Source organism: Streptosporangium sandarakinum (assembly GCF_050942225.1).
Taxonomy (GTDB): Bacteria; Actinomycetota; Actinomycetes; order Streptosporangiales; family Streptosporangiaceae; genus Streptosporangium; species Streptosporangium nondiastaticum.
The window spans coordinates 1166680-1184776 of the sequence record NZ_CP192034.1 but is presented as its reverse complement, the minus strand read 5'-3'; the positions used below and the strand labels follow the sequence as shown (position 1 = coordinate 1184776).

General features: G+C 72.6%; 15 protein-coding genes. 5 read left to right on the top strand and 10 right to left on the bottom strand.

Annotated features, from left to right (window positions below):
- Positions 1 to 334 precede the first annotated feature (334 nt).
- The gene (locus ACQP10_RS05745) at positions 335 to 1681 is read left to right on the top strand and encodes a peptide ligase PGM1-related protein (RefSeq protein ID WP_433541880.1); all 1347 of its coding nucleotides are present in this window, start codon (positions 335 to 337) and stop codon (positions 1679 to 1681) included.
- Here ACQP10_RS05745 and ACQP10_RS05740 read toward each other — a convergent pair.
- Positions 1640 to 1930: an SCO4848 family membrane protein gene (locus ACQP10_RS05740; protein WP_389993211.1), complete on the bottom strand. Its 291-nt coding sequence runs from the start codon at positions 1928 to 1930 to the stop codon at positions 1640 to 1642. The genes ACQP10_RS05745 and ACQP10_RS05740 overlap by 42 nt on opposite strands.
- Positions 1931 to 2017: 87 nt before the next feature.
- On the opposite strand from ACQP10_RS05740, the gene ACQP10_RS05735 reads away from it, so the two are divergent.
- Positions 2018 to 3232, top strand: coding sequence for a D-alanyl-D-alanine carboxypeptidase family protein (locus ACQP10_RS05735; protein WP_389993208.1), 1215 nt, complete (start codon positions 2018 to 2020; stop codon positions 3230 to 3232).
- Positions 3233 to 3311: 79 nt separating this feature from the next.
- Here ACQP10_RS05735 and ACQP10_RS05730 read toward each other — a convergent pair whose 3' ends face one another.
- From ACQP10_RS05730 to ACQP10_RS05720, 3 genes are all read right to left on the bottom strand, one after another.
- Positions 3312 to 4370: a YihY/virulence factor BrkB family protein gene (locus tag ACQP10_RS05730; protein WP_433540998.1), complete on the bottom strand. Its 1059-nt coding sequence runs from the start codon at positions 4368 to 4370 to the stop codon at positions 3312 to 3314.
- Between the two features lie 163 nt (positions 4371 to 4533).
- On the bottom strand, positions 4534 to 5538 hold the full coding sequence (gene trpS / locus ACQP10_RS05725; RefSeq protein WP_346021819.1) for a tryptophan--tRNA ligase: 1005 nt from the start codon (positions 5536 to 5538) through the stop codon (positions 4534 to 4536).
- A gap of 14 nt (positions 5539 to 5552) precedes the next feature.
- Positions 5553 to 6920 carry a hemolysin family protein gene (locus ACQP10_RS05720; RefSeq protein ID WP_433540997.1) on the bottom strand — a complete coding sequence of 456 codons (1368 nt, stop codon included), beginning with the start codon at positions 6918 to 6920 and terminating at the stop codon, positions 5553 to 5555.
- A 122-nt stretch (positions 6921 to 7042) separates the two neighbouring features.
- On the opposite strand from ACQP10_RS05720, the gene galE reads away from it, so the two are divergent.
- On the top strand, positions 7043 to 8002 hold the full coding sequence (gene galE / locus ACQP10_RS05715) for a UDP-glucose 4-epimerase GalE (protein ID WP_386149088.1): 960 nt from the start codon (positions 7043 to 7045) through the stop codon (positions 8000 to 8002).
- A gap of 140 nt (positions 8003 to 8142) precedes the next feature.
- Here the strand turns inward: galE and ACQP10_RS05710 are convergent, their stop codons facing one another.
- The 3 genes from ACQP10_RS05710 to ACQP10_RS05700 all read right to left on the bottom strand — a co-directional run bounded on the left by ACQP10_RS05710 (position 8143) and on the right by ACQP10_RS05700 (position 11725).
- Positions 8143 to 8985 (bottom strand): hypothetical protein, encoded by an 843-nt coding sequence (locus ACQP10_RS05710; RefSeq protein ID WP_346021817.1) that lies wholly within the window; start codon positions 8983 to 8985, stop codon positions 8143 to 8145.
- A 198-nt stretch (positions 8986 to 9183) separates the two neighbouring features.
- A complete protein-coding gene (locus ACQP10_RS05705; protein WP_346021816.1) occupies positions 9184 to 10161 on the bottom strand; it encodes a malate dehydrogenase in 978 nt (325 codons plus the stop codon).
- A 40-nt stretch (positions 10162 to 10201) separates the two neighbouring features.
- On the bottom strand, positions 10202 to 11725 hold the full coding sequence (locus ACQP10_RS05700; protein WP_433540996.1) for an MDR family MFS transporter: 1524 nt from the start codon (positions 11723 to 11725) through the stop codon (positions 10202 to 10204).
- 55 nt (positions 11726 to 11780) lie between these two features.
- Between ACQP10_RS05700 and ACQP10_RS05695 the strand changes: the two genes are divergently transcribed.
- A complete protein-coding gene (locus tag ACQP10_RS05695; RefSeq protein WP_433540995.1) occupies positions 11781 to 12320 on the top strand; it encodes a helix-turn-helix transcriptional regulator in 540 nt (179 codons plus the stop codon).
- Positions 12321 to 12330: 10 nt separating this feature from the next.
- Here the strand turns inward: ACQP10_RS05695 and ACQP10_RS05690 are convergent, their stop codons facing one another.
- Positions 12331 to 14472 carry a serine/threonine-protein kinase gene (locus tag ACQP10_RS05690; RefSeq protein ID WP_433540994.1) on the bottom strand — a complete coding sequence of 714 codons (2142 nt, stop codon included), beginning with the start codon at positions 14470 to 14472 and terminating at the stop codon, positions 12331 to 12333.
- Between the two features lie 254 nt (positions 14473 to 14726).
- On the opposite strand from ACQP10_RS05690, the gene ACQP10_RS05685 reads away from it, so the two are divergent.
- Positions 14727 to 16283, top strand: a complete 1557-nt coding sequence (locus ACQP10_RS05685) for a sigma factor-like helix-turn-helix DNA-binding protein (RefSeq protein ID WP_346021813.1) — start codon at positions 14727 to 14729, stop codon at positions 16281 to 16283.
- A 181-nt stretch (positions 16284 to 16464) separates the two neighbouring features.
- Here ACQP10_RS05685 and ACQP10_RS05680 read toward each other — a convergent pair whose 3' ends face one another.
- Together ACQP10_RS05680 and ACQP10_RS05675 are read right to left on the bottom strand one after the other, a co-directional pair.
- On the bottom strand, positions 16465 to 17682 hold the full coding sequence (locus ACQP10_RS05680; RefSeq protein WP_179819558.1) for an NADP-dependent isocitrate dehydrogenase: 1218 nt from the start codon (positions 17680 to 17682) through the stop codon (positions 16465 to 16467).
- A 129-nt stretch (positions 17683 to 17811) separates the two neighbouring features.
- Complete coding sequence (locus ACQP10_RS05675; RefSeq protein ID WP_179819559.1) at positions 17812 to 18096, bottom strand: DUF3017 domain-containing protein; 285 nt, start codon at positions 18094 to 18096, stop codon at positions 17812 to 17814.
- Position 18097: the final 1 nt, after the last annotated feature.

Sequence of the window (18097 nt, the reverse complement as noted above, 5' to 3'; positions counted from 1 at the left end):
GAGCGGCCCCGGGAGGCGGGCGCCGGAGGCGATTGCGGTAAGCGGACGCCGGAGGTGACAGGGGGAGGATCCGGGGAAGCAGGGCGGAGAGACGGCCCCGGGCGAGAACCCCGGCGTGCCGGGCCGCCGCATGCGCCGAGGGAGTGGCCCGTATCGGCTCCCTTGAAACATCAACGAACTGGCAATTTACGTCACCTCAGGTGCCAGTGATCGAACCCGGCGGAGTGATGCTACCGATAGGAATGCGTGCTTCACTCCGCATATGATCGCTCACATCCCGTTTGGGGAGAATCACTCCAGATTGAGCATCTTCGAACCGGATGAGGGGACCTTGGTGGTCATCCCATCGCTGTCCCTGCCCCAGGACGAGCTGCGCAGGATCACCGGCGCCCTCTGCTACGAGGAGCGACTGCTGTTCCTGCTGCTGACACTCAGGCGCCCCTCCGTCGAGATCATCTACGTCACCTCGATGCCCGTGGACACCGCGATCGTGGATTACTACCTCGGTTTCCTCGACGACCCGGACGAGGCCCGCACGCGCCTGCAGATGATCAGCCTCGACGATCCGGACACCTGTCCGCTGAGCGCGGCGCTGCTGGACCGCCCCGACCTCCTCGACCGGATCCTCGACCGGACCGCCGGCCGGCCCGGCGGCGCGTGCCTGGTGCCGTTCGTGGTCAGCGAGTACGAGGAACGGCTCGCCGGGCTGCTCGGCCTGCCCGTCTACGGCCCGGCCACCTCGCTGGCCCACCTGGGCTCCAAGAGCGGCGGGCGGATGCTGGCCGAGGAGGCGGGGGTGCCCACCGCCCGGGGCTTCTCCGACCTGCGGTCACTGACCGAGGTCGAGCACGCGGCCCGCGCGCTGGCCCCGGCCTCCAAGCTGATGGTCAAGCTCAACAACAGCTACTCCGGGCTGGGGAACGCGATCGTCATCAAGGACGACCGGTCGCTCACCGCCTGCCCCACGAGCTTCTCGGCGGCGGACGAGACCTGGACCACGTTCGCCGAGAAGATCGCCGAACGGGGCGCGGTCATCGAGGAGTTCGTCCAGGGCCGGCCGCTGCACTCCCCCAGCGCCCTGGCCATGGTCACACCGGGCGGCGGCCACGGCGTCATCGCCACGCACGAGCAGGTTCTCGGCGGCCCGAACGGCGACGTCTACAAGGGCTGCGTCTTCCCGGCCCGGCCGGAGTACCGCGCCGAGGTGGCCGCCTGCGCCGAGCGGATCGCCGGGGTCCTCGCCGCCCGCGGGGTGGTCGGGCTGTTCGGCGTCGACTTCTTCGCGGTCAAGACCGACGGCGGCTACCGGGCACTGCTGTGCGAGGTCAACCTGCGCATCGGCGGCACCACGCACCCCCTGGGCGCGGCGATGCTCAGCACCGGCGCCGTCTACGACCCTGCCTCCGGCACGCTGCGGCGCGGGGACCGCGCCAAGCACTACGTGGCGACCGACAACTGCGACGCCGAGAACCTGCGGGGCCGCACCCCCGGGGACGTCGTCAAGCTGGTGCACGACTTCGGGCTGGGGTTCGACCGCGAGCGGCGCACGGGCAACGTGCTGCACCTCATGGGAGCGATCTCCCAGTACGGCAAGCTCGGCTTCACCAGCATCGGCGACTCGGCGGAGGAGGCCGCCGAGCTACACCTTCGGACGCTGGACGCCCTCCGCCGGGCCGTGTAGCCCGCGCGGGTCCGAGGAACCGCGCGGACCCCGCGGGCTCCCCAGGCCCCGCAGTCCCCGCAGTCCCCGCACGCCGATCGTGCCGATGACGAGCGCGAGGAGGATGTTGACGGCCACCAGCACGCCGTGCACCACGTAGAAGGACGTCGGGTGCCCGTCGGCGAGGTTGAAGCCAAGATTGATCCACTCGAAGATCATGAAAGCGGCGACGCCGACCAGGAATCCGGCGATCTTTCGCGACATTTGCATGGCTTCAGTATCGCGGTGCGACATTCACCCCTGGTCAGGGCGTGGGTGGGCTTCTCCGAAACCGGGCGAAGCTACCCTGAGATCACTATGGGGATGAGACATGCCGCGCCCGCGGGGGCGCTGATCGCGGCGACCGCCTTCCTCGGCGTTCCCGCCCACGCGGAGGCCGCCTCTCCGGCCGCTCCGGCCCGCGCGAGCAGCGGGCCGGCCGCGCCCGCCCGCACGGGTGACGCGCAGGTCACGGCCGCCGGTACGGACAGCGCGCCGGTCGCGCCCGCCCGCGCGGAGAACGGGCCGGTCGGCGGCGCCGACCTCGGCAGGCACGGCGTGATCGCGCCTCTCGGGGCGAAGGCCCCGCCCAAGACGGCCGCCCGGTCCTACGTGATCGCCGACGCCGACACCGGCGAGGTGCTCGCGGCCAAGGACCCCCACGGCCGGTTCCTCCCGGCGAGCACGCTCAAGACCCTGACCGCGCTCACCCTCATCCCGAAGATCGACAAGAAACTGAAGATCAGGCCGAGCCTGAACGCGGTGAACCAGGAGGGCAGCGCCGTCGGCCTGGTCGCGAAGCCGCTCTACACCGCCGAGGACCTGTTCAAGGCCCTGATGCTGGTCTCGGGCAACGACTGCGCGATGGCGCTGGCCGAGGCGAACGGCGGGCTGGACAAGACCCTGCGGGAGATGAACGCCGAGGCCAAGCGCCTCCAGGCGTACGACACGGTGGCCAAGACGCCCAGCGGGCTGGACAAGCCGGGCCAGAGCAGCTCGGCGTACGACCTGGCGCTGATCGCCCGCGCCGGGCTGGCCGACCGGGACTTCCGGCGCTACGTCAGCCTGAAGACCGACAAATTCCCCGCGCCCAAGGGCTACTACGAGATCGGCAACCACAACAGGCTGCTCTGGCGCTACCCGGGCATGATCGGCGTCAAGAACGGCTGGACGACCAAGGCCCTGGGCAGCTTCGTCGGCGCGGCCCGCCGCGACGGTCACACGATCATCGTGTCGATCATGCGGCACGACGGCTACTTCTGGGACGAGGTCGCCAAGCTGCTCGACTGGGGTTTCTCCGCCCGCGGCAGGGTCACGCCCGTCGGGCGGCTCGTGGACCCGGTCCCCGAGGCCGCTCCGACCCCGGTCGTCCCGGCCGCGCCGCAGGTGCGCGCGAGCGCCACCCCGGCCGCCGCCGCCCGCGAGCCCGCGGGCGGCCCCTCCCCGGTCGTCTGGTACGCGCTGGGCGCCGTCCTGCTCGGCGGCACGACCTGGCTGGTGTACGGCCTGCGCCGCCGGCGCCGGGCGGACTGAGACCCGTCCGCGGGACCGTCCCGGGCGGACCGAGGCCGGCCGGGACGGGATCGGGGCCGGTAGGGGGCGCCGGCGCCCGTCAGGCCCGGCCCCGCGGGTCCTCGCCGGGCCGTTCGCCGTCAGGCCGTTCGTCGCCGGACCGTTCGTCGCCGGACCGATCACCACCGGGCCGATCACCACCGGGCTGATCGGCACCGGGCAGGGCGCCGGACGGCAGGGCGCCGGACGGGACGGGCGTCGGCTCGGGCGGCGGGCCGAACATGGCGGTCTCCGTCCACGCCGCCGCGAAGAGGATCACCCTGGCCGACAGGTTGATCCACACCAGCAGCCCCACCATCACCGCGAACACCCCGTAGATGGGGTTGTTCAGCGTCCGGGCCAGGATGAAGGTGGCGAGCTGCTTGAGCAGGCCGAGACCGATCGCGCCCAGCAACGCGCCGCGCAGCAGCGCCTTCGCCGGCTGCCGGGAGCGGCCCACCCAGCGCAGGATGATCAGGAAGAGGACGACGTCGGCCAGCAGGCTGACCGCGAGGCCCGCGAGCCGGACCGCCGTCCAGCCGACCGGCGAGCTTTCCAGCCCCAGCCACCCGGCCACCGTCCCGCCCGCCTGGGTGGCGAAGCCGCCGACCAGCACCGAGGTGATCGCGGTGATGCCGATCAGCACGAAGGCGGCCAGGTCGCGGAGCTTGGCCAGCAGGAAGTTCAGCGGCGGCTCGGTGGTCATGGAGACCTGGCGGAGCGCGCCGCGCAGCGCGTCGATCGCGCCGAGCCCGGCGTAGAGCAGGCCGATGAGGCCGATGATCCCGGCGCTGGCCCGCGAGTCGGCGATCTGCTTGATCGGAAGCCTCGACGACAGGCCGGGGAGGTAGGCGTCGATGGCCTTCTGCAGGGCCACGGTGGCGTTGACGTCCAGCGTCAGGAAGTAGCCGAAGACCGCGAAGGCCAGCGCGATGATCGGGAAGAACGACAGGAACGCGAAATAGGTCACCGCCCCGGCCAGCCGGTCGCCGGACTGGACCTGGTAGCGCTGCACGCTCCGGATGAGGTGATCGACCCAGGGCCACCTGATCCGGTTGTCCTCGATGACGCCCCGGCCCCGCTCGCGGATCACCCGGATCCGCTCCTGCACGCTCTTCACGTGCTCTCCCTACCCGGATCATCGCGGCGCAGCGCGCGGACGCACCGCCCGGCGCGGGCGTCCCGCCCGGGTCACCGTACGGGGGTTCCGTCCCGGGCGCGGGAGCGCCGCGCCCGGGGTTCCCCCGCGTCCGGCGACGATCCGGGAGGGGGCGGGGAGGCGGTCAGAGGGAGGGCAGGAAACCGACGCGGTCGCGGACCTTCGCCATCGTCTCGGCGGCCACGGCGCGGGCGCGGGCGGCGCCGGTCGCGAGCATCCGGTCGAGCTCGGTCTCGTCGGCGAGCAGCTTCTCGGTCCGCTCCCGGATCGGCGTGAAGGTCTCCATGACGGCCTCGGCGACGTCCTTCTTGAAGGTGCCGTAGCCCTGCCCGGCGTACCGGGCCTCCAGCTCGGGGATCGGCGTGCCGGTCAGCGCGGACTGGATCCGCAGCAGGTTGGTGACGCCGGGCTTGTTCTCCTCGTCGGCGACGACCTCCGAACCGGTGTCGGTGACCGCCCGCATGACCTTCTTGCGGAGCGTGGAGGGCTGCTCCAGCAGGTCGAGGATGCCGGTGGGCGAGGAGGAGGACTTGGACATCTTGGCCGTGGGGTCCTGGAGGTCCGTGATCTTCTCGACGCCCTTGACGATGTGCGCCGCGGGCATCGTGAACGTCTCGCCGAAGCGGTGGTTGAAGCGCTGCGCGAGGTCGCGGGTGAGCTCCAGGTGCTGCTTCTGGTCGGCCCCGACCGGGACCTGGTCGGCCTGGTAGAGCAGGATGTCGGCGGCCTGCAGGATCGGGTAGGTGAACAGGCCGACCCCGGCCGAGCTCTCGCCGTACCGGGCCGACTTGTCCTTGAACTGGGTCATCCGGGCGGCCTCGCCCATGCCGGTGAGGCAGATCAGCACCCAGGCCAGCTCGGTGTGCTCGCGGACGTGGCTCTGGACGAAGACGGTGGAGCGCTCGGGGTCCAGGCCGGCGGCGAAGAGCTGGGCGGCGGCGACGCGGGAGCGCCTGCGCAGGACCTCCGGCTGGTGCTCCACCGTGATCGCGTGCAGGTCGACGACGCAGTAGAAGGCGTCGTAGCCCTCCTGCATGGCGACGTACTGCCGCACCGCACCCAGGTAGTTGCCCAGGTGGAAGGAGTCGGCGGTGGGCTGGATACCGGACAGGACACGAGGACTGGCCATAGCATGCAATTCTGTCAGCTGTCGGGAGTGGTCGGTGCCTCCACCGCCCCCGCCGACCCGGCCGCTCCCGCCGGTCCGGCCGCTCCCGCCGGCTCCGCCGGAGGGAGGCGGCGCTTGACGCGGACCCGCGAGACCCTGCGGCCGTCCATGCCGGTGACCGACAGCTCGAACCCGGGGATCTCCACCCGCTCCCCCATCGCCGGAAGATGACCCAGGGTCGCCATGACGAACCCGCCGAGGGTCTCGTAGGGGCCGTCCGGCAGGCGGATCCCGGTCTCGGCGGCCACCACGTCGAGGTTGGCCAGGCCGTCCAGCTCGACCTCCCCGGCCGGCAGCACGACTGGCTTGTCCTCCACGTCGTGCTCGTCGCGGATGTCGCCGATGAGCTCCTCGACCAGATCCTCCATCGTGACGATGCCGGCGGTCCCGCCGTACTCGTCGACCACGATGGCCAGGTGGTGGCCCTCGCGGCGCATCTCCGACAGGGTGGCCATCAGCCGCTTGGTGGTGGGCACCAGCTTGACCGGGCGGATCGGCACCAGCTCGCTGATCGGCTCGATCGACCCGGTCAGCACGGGGTCGAGCAGGTCGCGTATGTGGACGAACCCCACGATGTCGTCATAGGAGTCGCGGTAGACGGGGAAGCGGGAGTGCGGCATCGCGGCGGCCAGGACGGCGGCCTCGGCCAGCCGGGTGTCGGCCGACATGAACTCCACCTCGGTGCGGGGCAGCATCACCTCGCGGAGCTGCCGCTTGCCGGCGGCGAAGACCTCCGCGATCAGGTGGCGCTCGTCCGCGGTGAGCTCCTGGTGGCCGACCACCATGTCGCGCAGCTCCTCGGTGGTGATCGCCTCCCGGTCCTCCTCGGGGTTGCCGCCGAGCAGCTTGACCACGCCGTCGGTGGACTTCGACAGCGCCCAGATGACCGGCCGCGACAGCGCGGCCATGCGGTCCAGGAACGGCGCGACCAGCAGCGAGATGCCCTCGGCGCGCTGCAGGGCGAGCCGCTTGGGCGCGAGCTCGCCCAGCACCAGGGAGAAGTAGGAGATGGCGAGCGTGACCAGCACCAGGGACAGCGGGGCGGCGACGGTCGCGGGCACCCCCCAGCCGGCCACCGTCGGGACCAGTCCCCGGGCGAGGGTGTCGGCGCCGAACGCCGCCGACAGCATGGTCGCCACGGTCACGCCGATCTGCACGGCCGACAGGAAGCGGTTGGGATCGCGGGCCAGCCGGGCCGCCCGCGCCCCCCTGCGCCCCCGGGAGCCGAGTCTGCGCACCTGGCTCTCCCGGAGGGAGACCATGGCCATCTCGGCGGCCGCGAAGAAGCCGCCGATCAGTATGAAGAGCAGCACCAGGGCGATGTTCGCCACGACGCCGTTCATGAGTACGTCTCCATCATGACCGTCGCCCGTTTCGACTGTGCCCGATATTTGATGTGACAGCATATGCTGGCGTCAGGCATACATAAATAAACAATTACAAACACCACCAAACAGGAGGGTCTGTGAAGCTGCTGGTCACCGGGGGGGCCGGATACATCGGAAGCGTCGTGGCGGCCCAGCTCGTCGAGGCGGGCCACCAGGTCACCGTTCTCGACGACCTCTCCACCGGGCACGCCGACGCGGTTCCGGCGGGCGCGCGCTTCGTCGAGGGCTCGATCACCGACGCGGCGGACGCGCTGGCGGGCATGGACGGCGTGCTGCACTTCGCGGCCAGGTCCCTGGTGGGCGAGTCGGTGCGCGAGCCCACCCTCTACTGGAACCACAACCTCGGCGGCACCCTGGCCCTGCTGGACGCGATGCGCGCCGCCGGGGTCGGCCGGATCGTCTTCTCCTCCACCGCCGCCGTGTACGGCGAGCCCGAGCGCTCCCCGATCGAGGAGAGCGACCCGACCCGGCCCACGAACCCCTACGGCGCCTCCAAGCTCGCGGTGGACACCGCGCTGACCGCCTTCGCCGGGGTGTACGGCCTGGCCGCGGTCAGCCTGCGCTACTTCAACGTGGGCGGCGCCCACACCGCCCGCGACGGTCGCTCCTATCGCGAGCGGCACACCGTGGAGACCCACCTGATCCCTAACGTTCTCGCCGTCGCGCTTGGCGGGCGCGAGTCGGTCGACGTGTTCGGCACGGACTACCCCACCGCCGACGGGACATGCGTGCGCGACTACATCCACGTGGCCGACCTCGCGCGGGCGCACCTGCTGGCGCTGGACGCCTGCGCGCCGGGCGAGCACAAGGTCTACAACCTGGGCAGCGGCACCGGCTTCTCGGTGCGGGAGGTCATCGAGGTCTGCCGCGAGGTCACCGGCCACCCGATCCCGGCGGTCGTCCGTGAGCGCCGGCCCGGGGACCCGGCCGTGCTGGTCGCCTCCTCCGCGAGGATCCAGCGCGAACTGGGGTGGAAGCCGGAGCGCACGACCCTCCCCGAGATCGTCGCCGACGCCTGGGCCGCCCTGCCCCGCTGACGACCCCGTACGGCGGGCCGAACGCGTCCGGCGGGCGACCGCCGGCCACGCCGGCCACGCCGGCCACTCCGTACGGCATGCCGGGCGCGCCCGGCGGGCGGCCGATGCCGTCGGCCGCCCGGCGTCCCCCGGCACGGGCCCTAGCGAAGGTCGATGCGGGCGATGTTGTTGGCGGGACGGCGGTCGCCCACGTGCGGGGAGTAGACCGTCGCCCTGGCCCGCGGCGCCCGCCCCGCGGCGCGCAGGGCGAGCCGCAGGCCCACCCGTTCGCCCGAGGCGACCGCACCCAGCCGGCAGCCGACGTGCCCCTCGGAGGGGTGGCAGCGCGCGCCCCGCACCGACAGCAGGCGAGCCGCGCCGGTGTCGAAGAAGACCGTGGCGTCGCGGACCGTCCGGGGCCCCCGGTTGCGGACCACCGCGCCCATGGTGACCCGCCGTCCGGCCCGCCGCTCGCCCGACAGCCGCACCGCGAGGTCGGCGCCCTCGTCCACCGGGGTGACCGCCCGGGCGACGTTGTCGGCCTCGTTGGCGTCCACGACCTCGGAGGAGAGCGTCGCGGTGGCCGTCAGCGGGCCGCCGGCGCCCGGACGGACCAGGCCGCTGACGGTCACGCCGCCGGTCTCGCCGGCCAGGACGTCGCGCTGGGAGGGGCAGACCACCTCCCGGGCGGTGGCCCCGGGCCGGCACTCGGCCACGTCGACGCGCAGGACGTCCACCCCCCGGGGCAGGCGCACGGTCAGCAGGGGCAGCACCGCGTCCTCGGGGCCGTTGTTGCGCACCTCGGCCCGGTAGATCAGGATCTGGCCGGGCTGCGCCGGTTTGGGCGACGACACCAGCCGGACGGACATGTCCGCCCCGATCGTCTTCTTCTCCTGGCGGGGCGACGACGGTGTCATTCCCCACGCCCCCAGCAGGGCAAGACTGATGAATCCCGCGACGACCCCCGCCGTACCACGCGCCATGACCACCGATCCCCCGAGCATCAATGATCATTTAACGCCGGTGTGCCGCCTTCCCGCGGGAATGACACGCCGCCGGGACGGATTTCGGCACGTCACGGGCCCGGTCCGGCACGGAACCGCCGTACCGTCGCGATCGCGGGAAAGCGAAAGGGGCCCCGGACGGCCGGGACCCCTTTCACGGGCTTCGCCGGGTACGGCCCGGCGAGGTGGTCGCGCGGCTCAGATGAGGCCGAGCTTGCGGACGGCGTCGCGCTCCTCCTCCAGCTCGCGCACCGAGGCGTCGATGCGCTCGCGGGAGAAGGCGTCGATCTCCAGGCCCTGGATGATCTCCCACCGGCCGCCGCGCGAGGCGACGGGGAAGGAGGAGATGAGGCCCTCGGGCACGCCGTACGAGCCGTCGGAGACGATCGCGGCGGAGGTCCACTCGGTGCCGTTGACCCAGTCGTGGACGTGGTCGATCGCGGCGTTGGCGGCCGAGGCGGCGGAGGAGGCGCCACGGGCGTCGATGATCGCCGCGCCGCGCTTGGCGACGGTCGGGATGAACGTGTCACGCAGCCACGACTCGTCCACCTGCTCAGCGGCGATCTTGCCGCCGACCTCGGTGTGGAACAGGTCGGGGTACTGGGTGGCGGAGTGGTTGCCCCAGATGGTCATCTTCTTGATGTCGGCGACCGCGACCCCGAGCTTGGCGGCGAGCTGCGACAGCGCGCGGTTGTGGTCGAGGCGGGTCATCGCGGTGAAGCGCTCGGCCGGGACGTCCGGGGCGTGCTGCTGGGCGATGAGCGCGTTGGTGTTGGCCGGGTTGCCCACCACCAGCACGCGGATGTCGTCGGCGGCGTGGTCGTTGATGGCCTTGCCCTGCGGGCCGAAGATGCCGCCGTTGGCCTCCAGCAGGTCACCCCGCTCCATGCCCGCCTTGCGCGGCATGGCGCCGACCAGCAGCGCGACGTTGGCGCCGTTGAACGCGACGTTCGGGTCGTCGGTGATCTCGATGCCGCGCAGCAGCGGGAACGCGCAGTCGTCGAGCTCCATCGCGGTGCCCTCGGCCGCCTTGACCGCCTGCGGGACCTCCAGCAGGCTCAGCGTGACCGGGACGTCGGCGCCCAGCAACTGGCCCGACGCGATGCGGAACAGCAGCGCGTAGCCGATCTGACCGGCGGCGCCGGTGACGGTGACCTTTACGGGAGTCTGGGCCATGACCTTCCCCCACTCGAGGATGAACTGTGACGCTCGGATGTTACCCGTCGAGTGTTCCCGGCCCTGAGGCACCCATCCGGATACGGCCCCCGGGCAGCGCGGCCAGCGCGGCGAGCGCCACGGCCGACCCGCCGGCGGCGAGCCAGGGGATCACGCTCGCGGTGGCCGCGGCGTGCGCGGCGGCCGTCCCGCCGACCGGAGCCTCCGCGGCGAACACGGCGGTGTAGAGGGTCCCGGCCAGGGCCAGCGCGACGGCGCCGCCGATCTGCCGGAAGAAGGTCAGGTTCGCGGTGGCGGTGCCGATGAAACGCGGCGGGACCGACATCTGGACCGCCACGGTCAGGCCCGACAGCATGGGCCCCATGCCCAGGCCCAGCAGGCCCATCCAGCAGGCCAGCGTCAGGGCGGAAGTGGCGGGCGTCAGCCCGCCGCAGAGCAGGGCGCCCAGGGCGATCAGGACGGCGCCCGCCAGCAGCCACGGCTTGTACCGGCGGGTCCTCGTCATCAGGGCGCCGGTGACCACGCTGCCGGCGACCATGCCGAGCATGAGCGGGTAGACCCGCACGCCCGACTCGGTGGCGCTGACCCCCAGGGCCTCCTGGAAGTAGCGCGGCAGGAACACGACGGCGGCGTAGAGGCAGAACGCGGTGGCGAACGAGGCGGCGTTGGCCAGCGTGTAGGTCCGCACCCGGAACAGCGCCAGGGGGACGATCGGCTGAGCCGCGCGGCGCTCGACGAGGACGAACACGACCAGGAGCAGGACGGACGCGACGATCGGCCACAGCACGGGCCCGCTGGTCCAGGTGTGGCCGTCCGCGCCCTTCTCGGTGAGGCCGACCAGCAGCGCGCCGATCGCCGCGCTGAACACCGCGATGCCCAGGTAGTCCGGGCGGACGCCGCGCCCCTGCCCGGCGACCCGGGGCAGCCTGGCGACGATGATCGCGGCGACGCCCAGGCCGACGGGGAGGTTGACCAGGAAGGCCCAGCGCCAGCCGGTGTGGTCGGTGAACAGTCCGCCGAGGAACGGCCCGGCGACGTAGCTCAGCGCCATGACCCCGCCCAGCGCGCCCTGCACCCGGCCGCTCTTCTCCGGCGGGAACAGGTCGGCGACCAGGGCCAGGGAGAGCGGCAGCAGCGCCCCGGCGCCGAGCCCCTGCAACCCGCGGAAGGCGATGAGCTGACCCATGTCCTGGGCGAGGCCGCACAGGACGGAACCGAGCAGGAACAGCCCGATGCCGGTGAGCAGCAGCGGCTTGCGGCCGTAGGTGTCGGAGAGCCCGCCGTACAGCGGGACGGTGATCGTGGCGGTCAGCAGGTAGGCCGTGACGACCCAGGTGTACAGGTCGCCGCCGCCGAGGTCCTGGACGATCCGGGGCAGCGCGGTGCCGACGATCGTCTGGTCCAGCATCGCGAGGAACATGCCGCCGAGCACGGCGACCAGCAGCAGGCCGTTCCCGGAGCGGCCCGGGGCGGGCGAGGCCGGAGGGGCCGTCGCGGTGGTGACCGAGGGGGCCGAGGGGGCCGAGGGGGCCTGGGGCGGGGATGGGGACACGTCAGAAGACACACGTCGATATTTATATGTCACTTTTTACATGTCAACTCTTAAGTATGATGAGGGCATGTCACTCCGGATCGCCCTCCTCGGCCTGCTGACCACCTCCGGCCCTTCGAGCGGCTACGACCTGGCGAAACGGTTCGAGAGCTCGATCAACCACGCCTGGCAGGCCCGGCACAGCCAGATCTATCCGGAGTTGAACAAGATGGCGGCCGACGGGCTCGTCACGGTTGAGGAGGAGGGCCCGCGGGGCCGCAAGACCTACACGATCACCGCCGAGGGCCGCCGGGAGCTGCGCGAGTGGCTCCTGGAGGGGACTCCGACGCGGTCGATCCGCAGCGAGGGCGCGCTGCGGGCGTTCCTGCTGCCCACGCTGGAGCCGCACGAGGCCGCCGCGCGGCTCCGCGCCGAGGCGGAGGTCTACACCGCCCGGCTGGCCGAACTGGAGGCGCTCATGGCGGCGAAGGCGTCGTGGAAGCGGCCCGGTTTCGGGGAGCACGCCCTGGAGCTGGGCATCCGCCAGACCCGGGTGGTGCGCGACTGGGCCGAGGAGACCGCGGCGGAGATCGAGCGCGCCGCCGGGGACCCGCCCGGCGGGGAGTGACGAGCGAGGGTCAGCGGCAGGCGGCCATGGCGGGGATGCTGCGCTCCCGGGTGGGGAACCTCACCCGGGAGAGGTGCCGGTCGAGCAGCTTGCCGATCGTGCCGTTGCCGTACAGGTCGGCGACCACCCCCCGTACGGCCTCGCAGGTGCGCACGTCGCCCCTGCGCATGGCCACGGCGTAGCGCTCGTCGGTGAGCCGCAGGCCGAGCACCCGGTAGCGGACGCCCTCCCGGGCGGCGAACCCGGCCAGCACCAGGTCGTCGCCCGCGATCCCGTCGACCTTTCCGGTGGCGAGCATGTTCACGCACTCGGTGTAGTTCTGGGCGGGGACGACCGTGAGCCGGCCCGCCTCCTTGCGCACCCGCTCGGCCGCGGCGCCATCGGGTCCGCACAGCCGCCCGCCCTCCAGACCGGCCGCCGAGGTGATCGGGGAGGAGTCCTTGACCAGCACGTCCGTGTGGGCGACGTAGTAGGGCCCGGCGAACGTGACGTCGTCGCCCGGGGTGATCGGATAGGTCGAGATGACGAGGTCGAGGGCGCCGGAGGCCAGCAGGGCCGGCCGCTCCTGCCGGCTCGTGGCCCGGAACTCGATGTTCCCCCGGGGCACCCCCAGCGCCCTGGCGATCTCGACGGCGAGGTCCACCTCGAAACCGCTCCACCCGCCGCCGCTGTTCAGCGCGATGCCCGGCAGGTAGTCGCGCAGCCCCACGGAGAGCCTGCGGGTCCGGGCCGCCTTGTCGGCCACCGAGGCGAACTTCGTCGGCGACGGGGACGACGAGGGTACGGGCCCGGTCCGGAAGGCGGCCCAGGGGCGCCAGCCGGCGGCGGTCGCGGCGAGCGCGCCCCCGCCCAGCAGGACGACCAGGGCGAGGACGGCGATGACGACCCGGCGCCGCCCGGACGGCCGCCCGGACCCGCCGGAGCCCGGAACCGGGACGCCGGCTCCGGTTCCGATTCCGGCTCCGGCTCCGGAGTCCGAACCGGGAGCGGGAACGACGGCGGGTCCGGGGCCAAGGCCGGGACCGGGTCCGGGTATGGGAGGCGGCCCCGTGGCGGAGTCGGACGGGACGGTGGCCCGCCGGCCCGGCGGCGCGGCGGGCGGCACGGGCGTGGCTCCGCGGGGCGCGGCGGGCGGCACGGGCGTGACGCCCGGGGTGGGCAGCCGCATGGGCCTGGTGGACTCGTCGACGCCGGAGCCGGCGTCCGCTCCGGGAGCCGCTCCCGGCCCGGAGTCCGTACCCGTGGCGGGGGACGGGCCGGCCCCCGTGGCCGGGAGCGGCCCGGAGACCGGGTCGGCGGCCCGCACGCCGCTGCTGAGCAGGGCCGGGGAGACGTTCCCCGACTCCGGGCGGCCCAGCAGGCGCAGCAGGATCTGGTCGGCCGAGGGTCGCGCGGACGGAGCCTTGGCCAGCGCCGAGCGGACCACCCCGCGCAGCGGCTCCGGCATGGCGGTGACGTCCACCTCGTGGTTCAGGATGCGGTTGAGCACCATGGCGAGCGACTTCCCGGCGAAGGCCGTCTCGCCGGTCGCGGCGAACGCGATCGTCGCCCCCCAGGAGAAGACGTCGCTGTGCGGGCCGACGTCGTCACCGGAGATCTGCTCGGGCGCCATGTAGGCCGGGGTGCCGATGGCGCGGCTGGTGATCGTGCCGGTGGAGTCGAGGATGCGGGCGATGCCGAAGTCGACCACGCGCGGCCCGTCGGCGGCCAGCAGCACGTTGTCCGGCTTGAAGTCGCGGTGCACGATCGACGCGTGGTGGATCGCGGTGAGCGCGGTGGCCGTGCCGACCGCCAGCCGCTGCAGCGCGGTGCCGCGCAGCGGGCCGTCGCTCTCCACGGTCTCCCGCAGCGACCTGCCCTCGATGTACTCGCTCGCGATGTAGGGGGTGTCGCCCTCGACGTCGACCTCGATCACGGCGGCCGTGCAGAACGAGGAGACCCGCCGCGCGGCGCGCGCCTCCCGGGCGAACCGGGACCGCGCGATCGCGTCGCCGGAGAACTTCACGTGCAGGAGCTTGATCGCCGCCCGCTCCCCCGACTCGCTCTCGCCGAGGTAGACGATCCCCTGGCCGCCCTCGCCGACGCGGCCGACGACACGGAACCGACCGAGCCGTCGAGGCTCCCAGGCCTCCAGTGGCGCGATCTCCGGCATGCCGTCCCCATGATTTCGTTAATGCCCGACCAGCTGAACTTTACGGTGTCCCGGGCCTCCCCCGAAGTGAGCTCGGATTCCCCGCCGCCCTTCCCGGCGCGGACCCCGCCGCCCCTTTCCCGGGCGGGCCCCGGACGGGGGTGTGGGCATGACCACTCGTCCGTTGATCGCCATATCGCCCCGAGATGGCGCGGAAACCGCTTAGATCGCTACCGTTGACCGTCCCCTCAGGTAAGGCCGGAGCAGAGAACCCCATGCGCCGATATATCGGTTATCGTGACTTCGTCGAGCGTGACCAGCGTTCCCTGGTCGGCACGGCACTCCTCCTGACCGGCAGTCACGAGCAGGCCATCCGCCTGACCCTGTGGTCCTTCCACACCGTGGGCCTCACCTGGCCGCCCACGCCGTGGGAGAACCCCACCACGCACGCCCAGGTCACCCTGTACCGCCGCTTCCTCCGCAAGCCGAGCGCGGCGGGCAACACCGCCCTGGTACGGCTCCCACCCCGGCAGCGCGTCCTGGTCGTCGCCTGCCTGCACGACGGCCGGTCCCGCGCCGAGATGGCGGACCTCCTCGGCCTGCCCGTGGAGACCGTGGAGAAGGAGCTCGACGAGGCGGTGGACACCCTGACCAAGGGTGACGTGGCGCGTCTCACCAAGCGGCTGGCCACGCAGGCGGGCGAGGCGTCGGTGCCCGACCTCACCACGCGGGCCCTGCGCGCCCTGCGGCGCCGCCGCAGCCGGGGCGCCCTTCTGGCGATGGCCGCGGTCCTGGTGCCGATCGGCATGATCGCCGCCTTCGTCCTGCTGCCGCCGGGGATGGCGTGGACCTCGTCGCTGCGCGGGCACTCCACCCCGACGACCGGGGAGAGCGTGGCGGCCACGCCCACCCCGCGCACCATGCGGGCGGCCCCCACGCCCGGACCCACGCCGGAGCCGTGGAAGCCGCCGCGCACCCCCCTCGCGATCCGCTACGCCATCCCCGCGAAGTGCCCCGGCGGCGCCGTACCGGCGGGCGGCGCGGGTGATGTCACCTGCGCCGGCTGGACGCTGGAGCTGTCCGACGCGGACCGCTCGGAGCTCGCGTCCGCCACGTGCGGGCGGCCCGGCCGCTGCGAGTCCACGCTGCGCGTCGGGGACGCGGCGCAGCAGCTGGCGGGCGGCGGCGAGAAGGGCCTGCGGGTGGAGCCGGCCGTCAGCCCGGACGGCCACCGCGTGGCCTATCTCAGCGCCGCCGAGCGCAGGTACGTCGCCCACGACCTGCGGACCGGGGTCAAGCGGTACCTGTCCCCGGTGCTGGCGCCCTCCGACGTCGCGGCGGGCACCCGGGTGAGCGTCTCGGCGGACGGCCGGCGGTTCACCGTGGAGCTGGGCGGGCGACGGCTGCGGACCGACTTCGCGACCGGTAGGTCCGCGTCCCTGCCGGACGGGCGGCGGGCGGCCACCGTCCAGGCGGCCGGGTGGCTCCGGCAGAACTACCGCGTCTGGTGCGACTCCCCCAACGGCCGGCACTCGGCGGCGGTGAAGGCCGCCGGGGACGGCGGGGAGCGGGCGGGCGCCGGGGATCTGCACATCATCGACGCCGGGTCGCGGCAGGTGGTCAGGCGCCTGCCGCTGCCCGCCGCGAAGCGGCCGGCCGAGTCCGAGGTCGTCGGCTGGCTGGGCACCCGGGAGGTCGTCGTCAGGCTGAAGGAGAAGGACGGCGGCCGGACGGCCTTCTACCGGGTGGACGCCGTCACCGGCCGGACCCGGCCGGTGGAGGGCCTCCCCGACGGGGAGCCCATCGTGTTCGGCGCCCTGACGGCGCCCTGAGCGTCCCCGGGCGCCTCTCCGGGCGTTCCCCGTCCGGGAGCCGTCCCGGGGCTCTGGAAGGCCGGGAGACGCAGAAGGGCCGCCCCCGCGGGGGCGGCCCTCTCCGTGGTTCCGCGCCCCTCCGCATCCGGGAAGGGCCCTGGACGGATCCCGACGGATCCTGACGGATCCCGGCGCGTCCTTACGCGGCCATCTTCTTCTTGAGGTTCTCGTCCAGGGCCGCCAGGAAGTCCTGGGTGGTCAGCCACTTGGCGTCGCCGCCGACGAGGAGGGCGAGGTCCTTGGTCATCTGGCCGCCCTCGACGGTCTCGATGCAGACCTGCTCCAGCTTCTCGGCGAACTCGATGACCGCGGGGGTGTTGTCGAGCTTGCCGCGGTGGGCCAGGCCCCGGGTCCACGCGAAGATCGAGGCGATCGGGTTCGTGGAGGTGGGCTTGCCCTGCTGGTGCTGGCGGTAGTGGCGGGTCACGGTGCCGTGGGCCGCCTCGGCCTCGACGGTGCGGCCGTCGGGGGTCATCAGCACCGACGTCATCAGGCCCAGCGAGCCGAAGCCCTGCGCGACGGTGTCGGACTGGACGTCGCCGTCGTAGTTCTTGCAGGCCCAGACGTAGCCGCCCTCCCACTTGAGCGCCGACGCGACCATGTCGTCGATCAGGCGGTGCTCGTAGGTCAGGCCGGCGGCCTCGAAGTCGGCCTTGAACTCGGTCTCGAAGACCTCGGCGAAGATGTCCTTGAAGCGGCCGTCGTAGGCCTTCATGATGGTGTTCTTCGTCGACAGGTAGACCGGGTAGTTGCGGGACAGGCCGTACCGCATGGAGGCGCGGGCGAAGTCGCGGATCGACTCGTCCAGGTTGTACATCGCCATCGCGACGCCGGGGCCGGGGAAGTCGTACACGTCCAGCTCGATCGGCTCCGAGCCGTCCTTCGGCGTGAAGGTGAGGGTCAGCGTGCCCTCGCCCGGGACCTTCAGGTCGGTGGCGCGGTACTGGTCGCCGAACGCGTGACGGCCGACGACGATCGGCTTGGTCCAGCCGGGGACGAGCCTCGGCACGTTGGACATGATGATGGGCTCGCGGAAGATGACTCCGCCGAGGATGTTGCGGATGGTCCCGTTCGGGGACTTCCACATCTTCTTCAGGCCGAACTCCTCGACCCGGGCCTCGTCCGGCGTGATGGTGGCGCACTTGACGCCGACGCCGTACTGCTTGATCGCGTTCGCCGCGTCGATCGTCACCTGGTCGTCGGTGGCGTCGCGGTGCTCGATCCCGAGGTCGTAGTACTTCAGGTCGACGTCGAGGTAGGGAAGGATCAGCTGGTCCTTGATGAACTGCCAGATGATCCGGGTCATCTCGTCGCCGTCAAGCTCGACGACCGGACCCTCTACCTTGATCTTGGGCATGCGTGTGGTTCCCCTTCTGAACTGATCACGGGCCAGAAGTCCTTTTGAGGCTCACTGGCCGTTGAGGCTATCGGACGGGCGGGAACGCCCCGCGCTCCGCCCGTCGCTCGGGCACCGCCGCTTCCGCGCTCATCGCGAGGTGAGCTCCGTCCAGGCGAGCGCCACGGCGCCGCCCATCAGGGCGACGCCGAATACGGCGAGGGTGAGGGTGTCGGTCGCCCTGCGGCGCACGGCCAGGATGCCGCCGCCGCCCGAGAGCCGGACGAGGGCGGCCAGCACCATGATCACACCGAGGGCGAACCCGCCCCATCGGGGGTCGCCGACCACGGCCGTGGACGCCACGGCCAGGACGGCGCCCAGCAGGACGATCGGGTAGGGCCCCCACCGCTCCTGCCGCGGTCTGCTTCGGCTCATC

Coding starts and splice junctions, on each gene's coding strand:
- ACQP10_RS05680 (WP_179819558.1), bottom strand. CDS start 17,682: ATGCCCAAGATCAAGGTAGAGGGTCCGGTCGTCGAGCTTGACGGCGAC.
- ACQP10_RS05695 (WP_433540995.1), top strand. CDS start 11,781: ATGTCACTCCGGATCGCCCTCCTCGGCCTGCTGACCACCTCCGGCCCT.
- ACQP10_RS05720 (WP_433540997.1), bottom strand. CDS start 6,920: ATGAACGGCGTCGTGGCGAACATCGCCCTGGTGCTGCTCTTCATACTG.
- ACQP10_RS05735 (WP_389993208.1), top strand. CDS start 2,018: ATGGGGATGAGACATGCCGCGCCCGCGGGGGCGCTGATCGCGGCGACC.
- trpS (WP_346021819.1), bottom strand. CDS start 5,538: ATGGCCAGTCCTCGTGTCCTGTCCGGTATCCAGCCCACCGCCGACTCC.
- ACQP10_RS05705 (WP_346021816.1), bottom strand. CDS start 10,161: ATGGCCCAGACTCCCGTAAAGGTCACCGTCACCGGCGCCGCCGGTCAG.
- ACQP10_RS05675 (WP_179819559.1), bottom strand. CDS start 18,096: ATGAGCCGAAGCAGACCGCGGCAGGAGCGGTGGGGGCCCTACCCGATC.
- ACQP10_RS05710 (WP_346021817.1), bottom strand. CDS start 8,985: ATGCTCGGGGGATCGGTGGTCATGGCGCGTGGTACGGCGGGGGTCGTC.
- ACQP10_RS05740 (WP_389993211.1), bottom strand. CDS start 1,930: ATGCAAATGTCGCGAAAGATCGCCGGATTCCTGGTCGGCGTCGCCGCT.
- ACQP10_RS05685 (WP_346021813.1), top strand. CDS start 14,727: ATGCGCCGATATATCGGTTATCGTGACTTCGTCGAGCGTGACCAGCGT.
- ACQP10_RS05690 (WP_433540994.1), bottom strand. CDS start 14,472: ATGCCGGAGATCGCGCCACTGGAGGCCTGGGAGCCTCGACGGCTCGGT.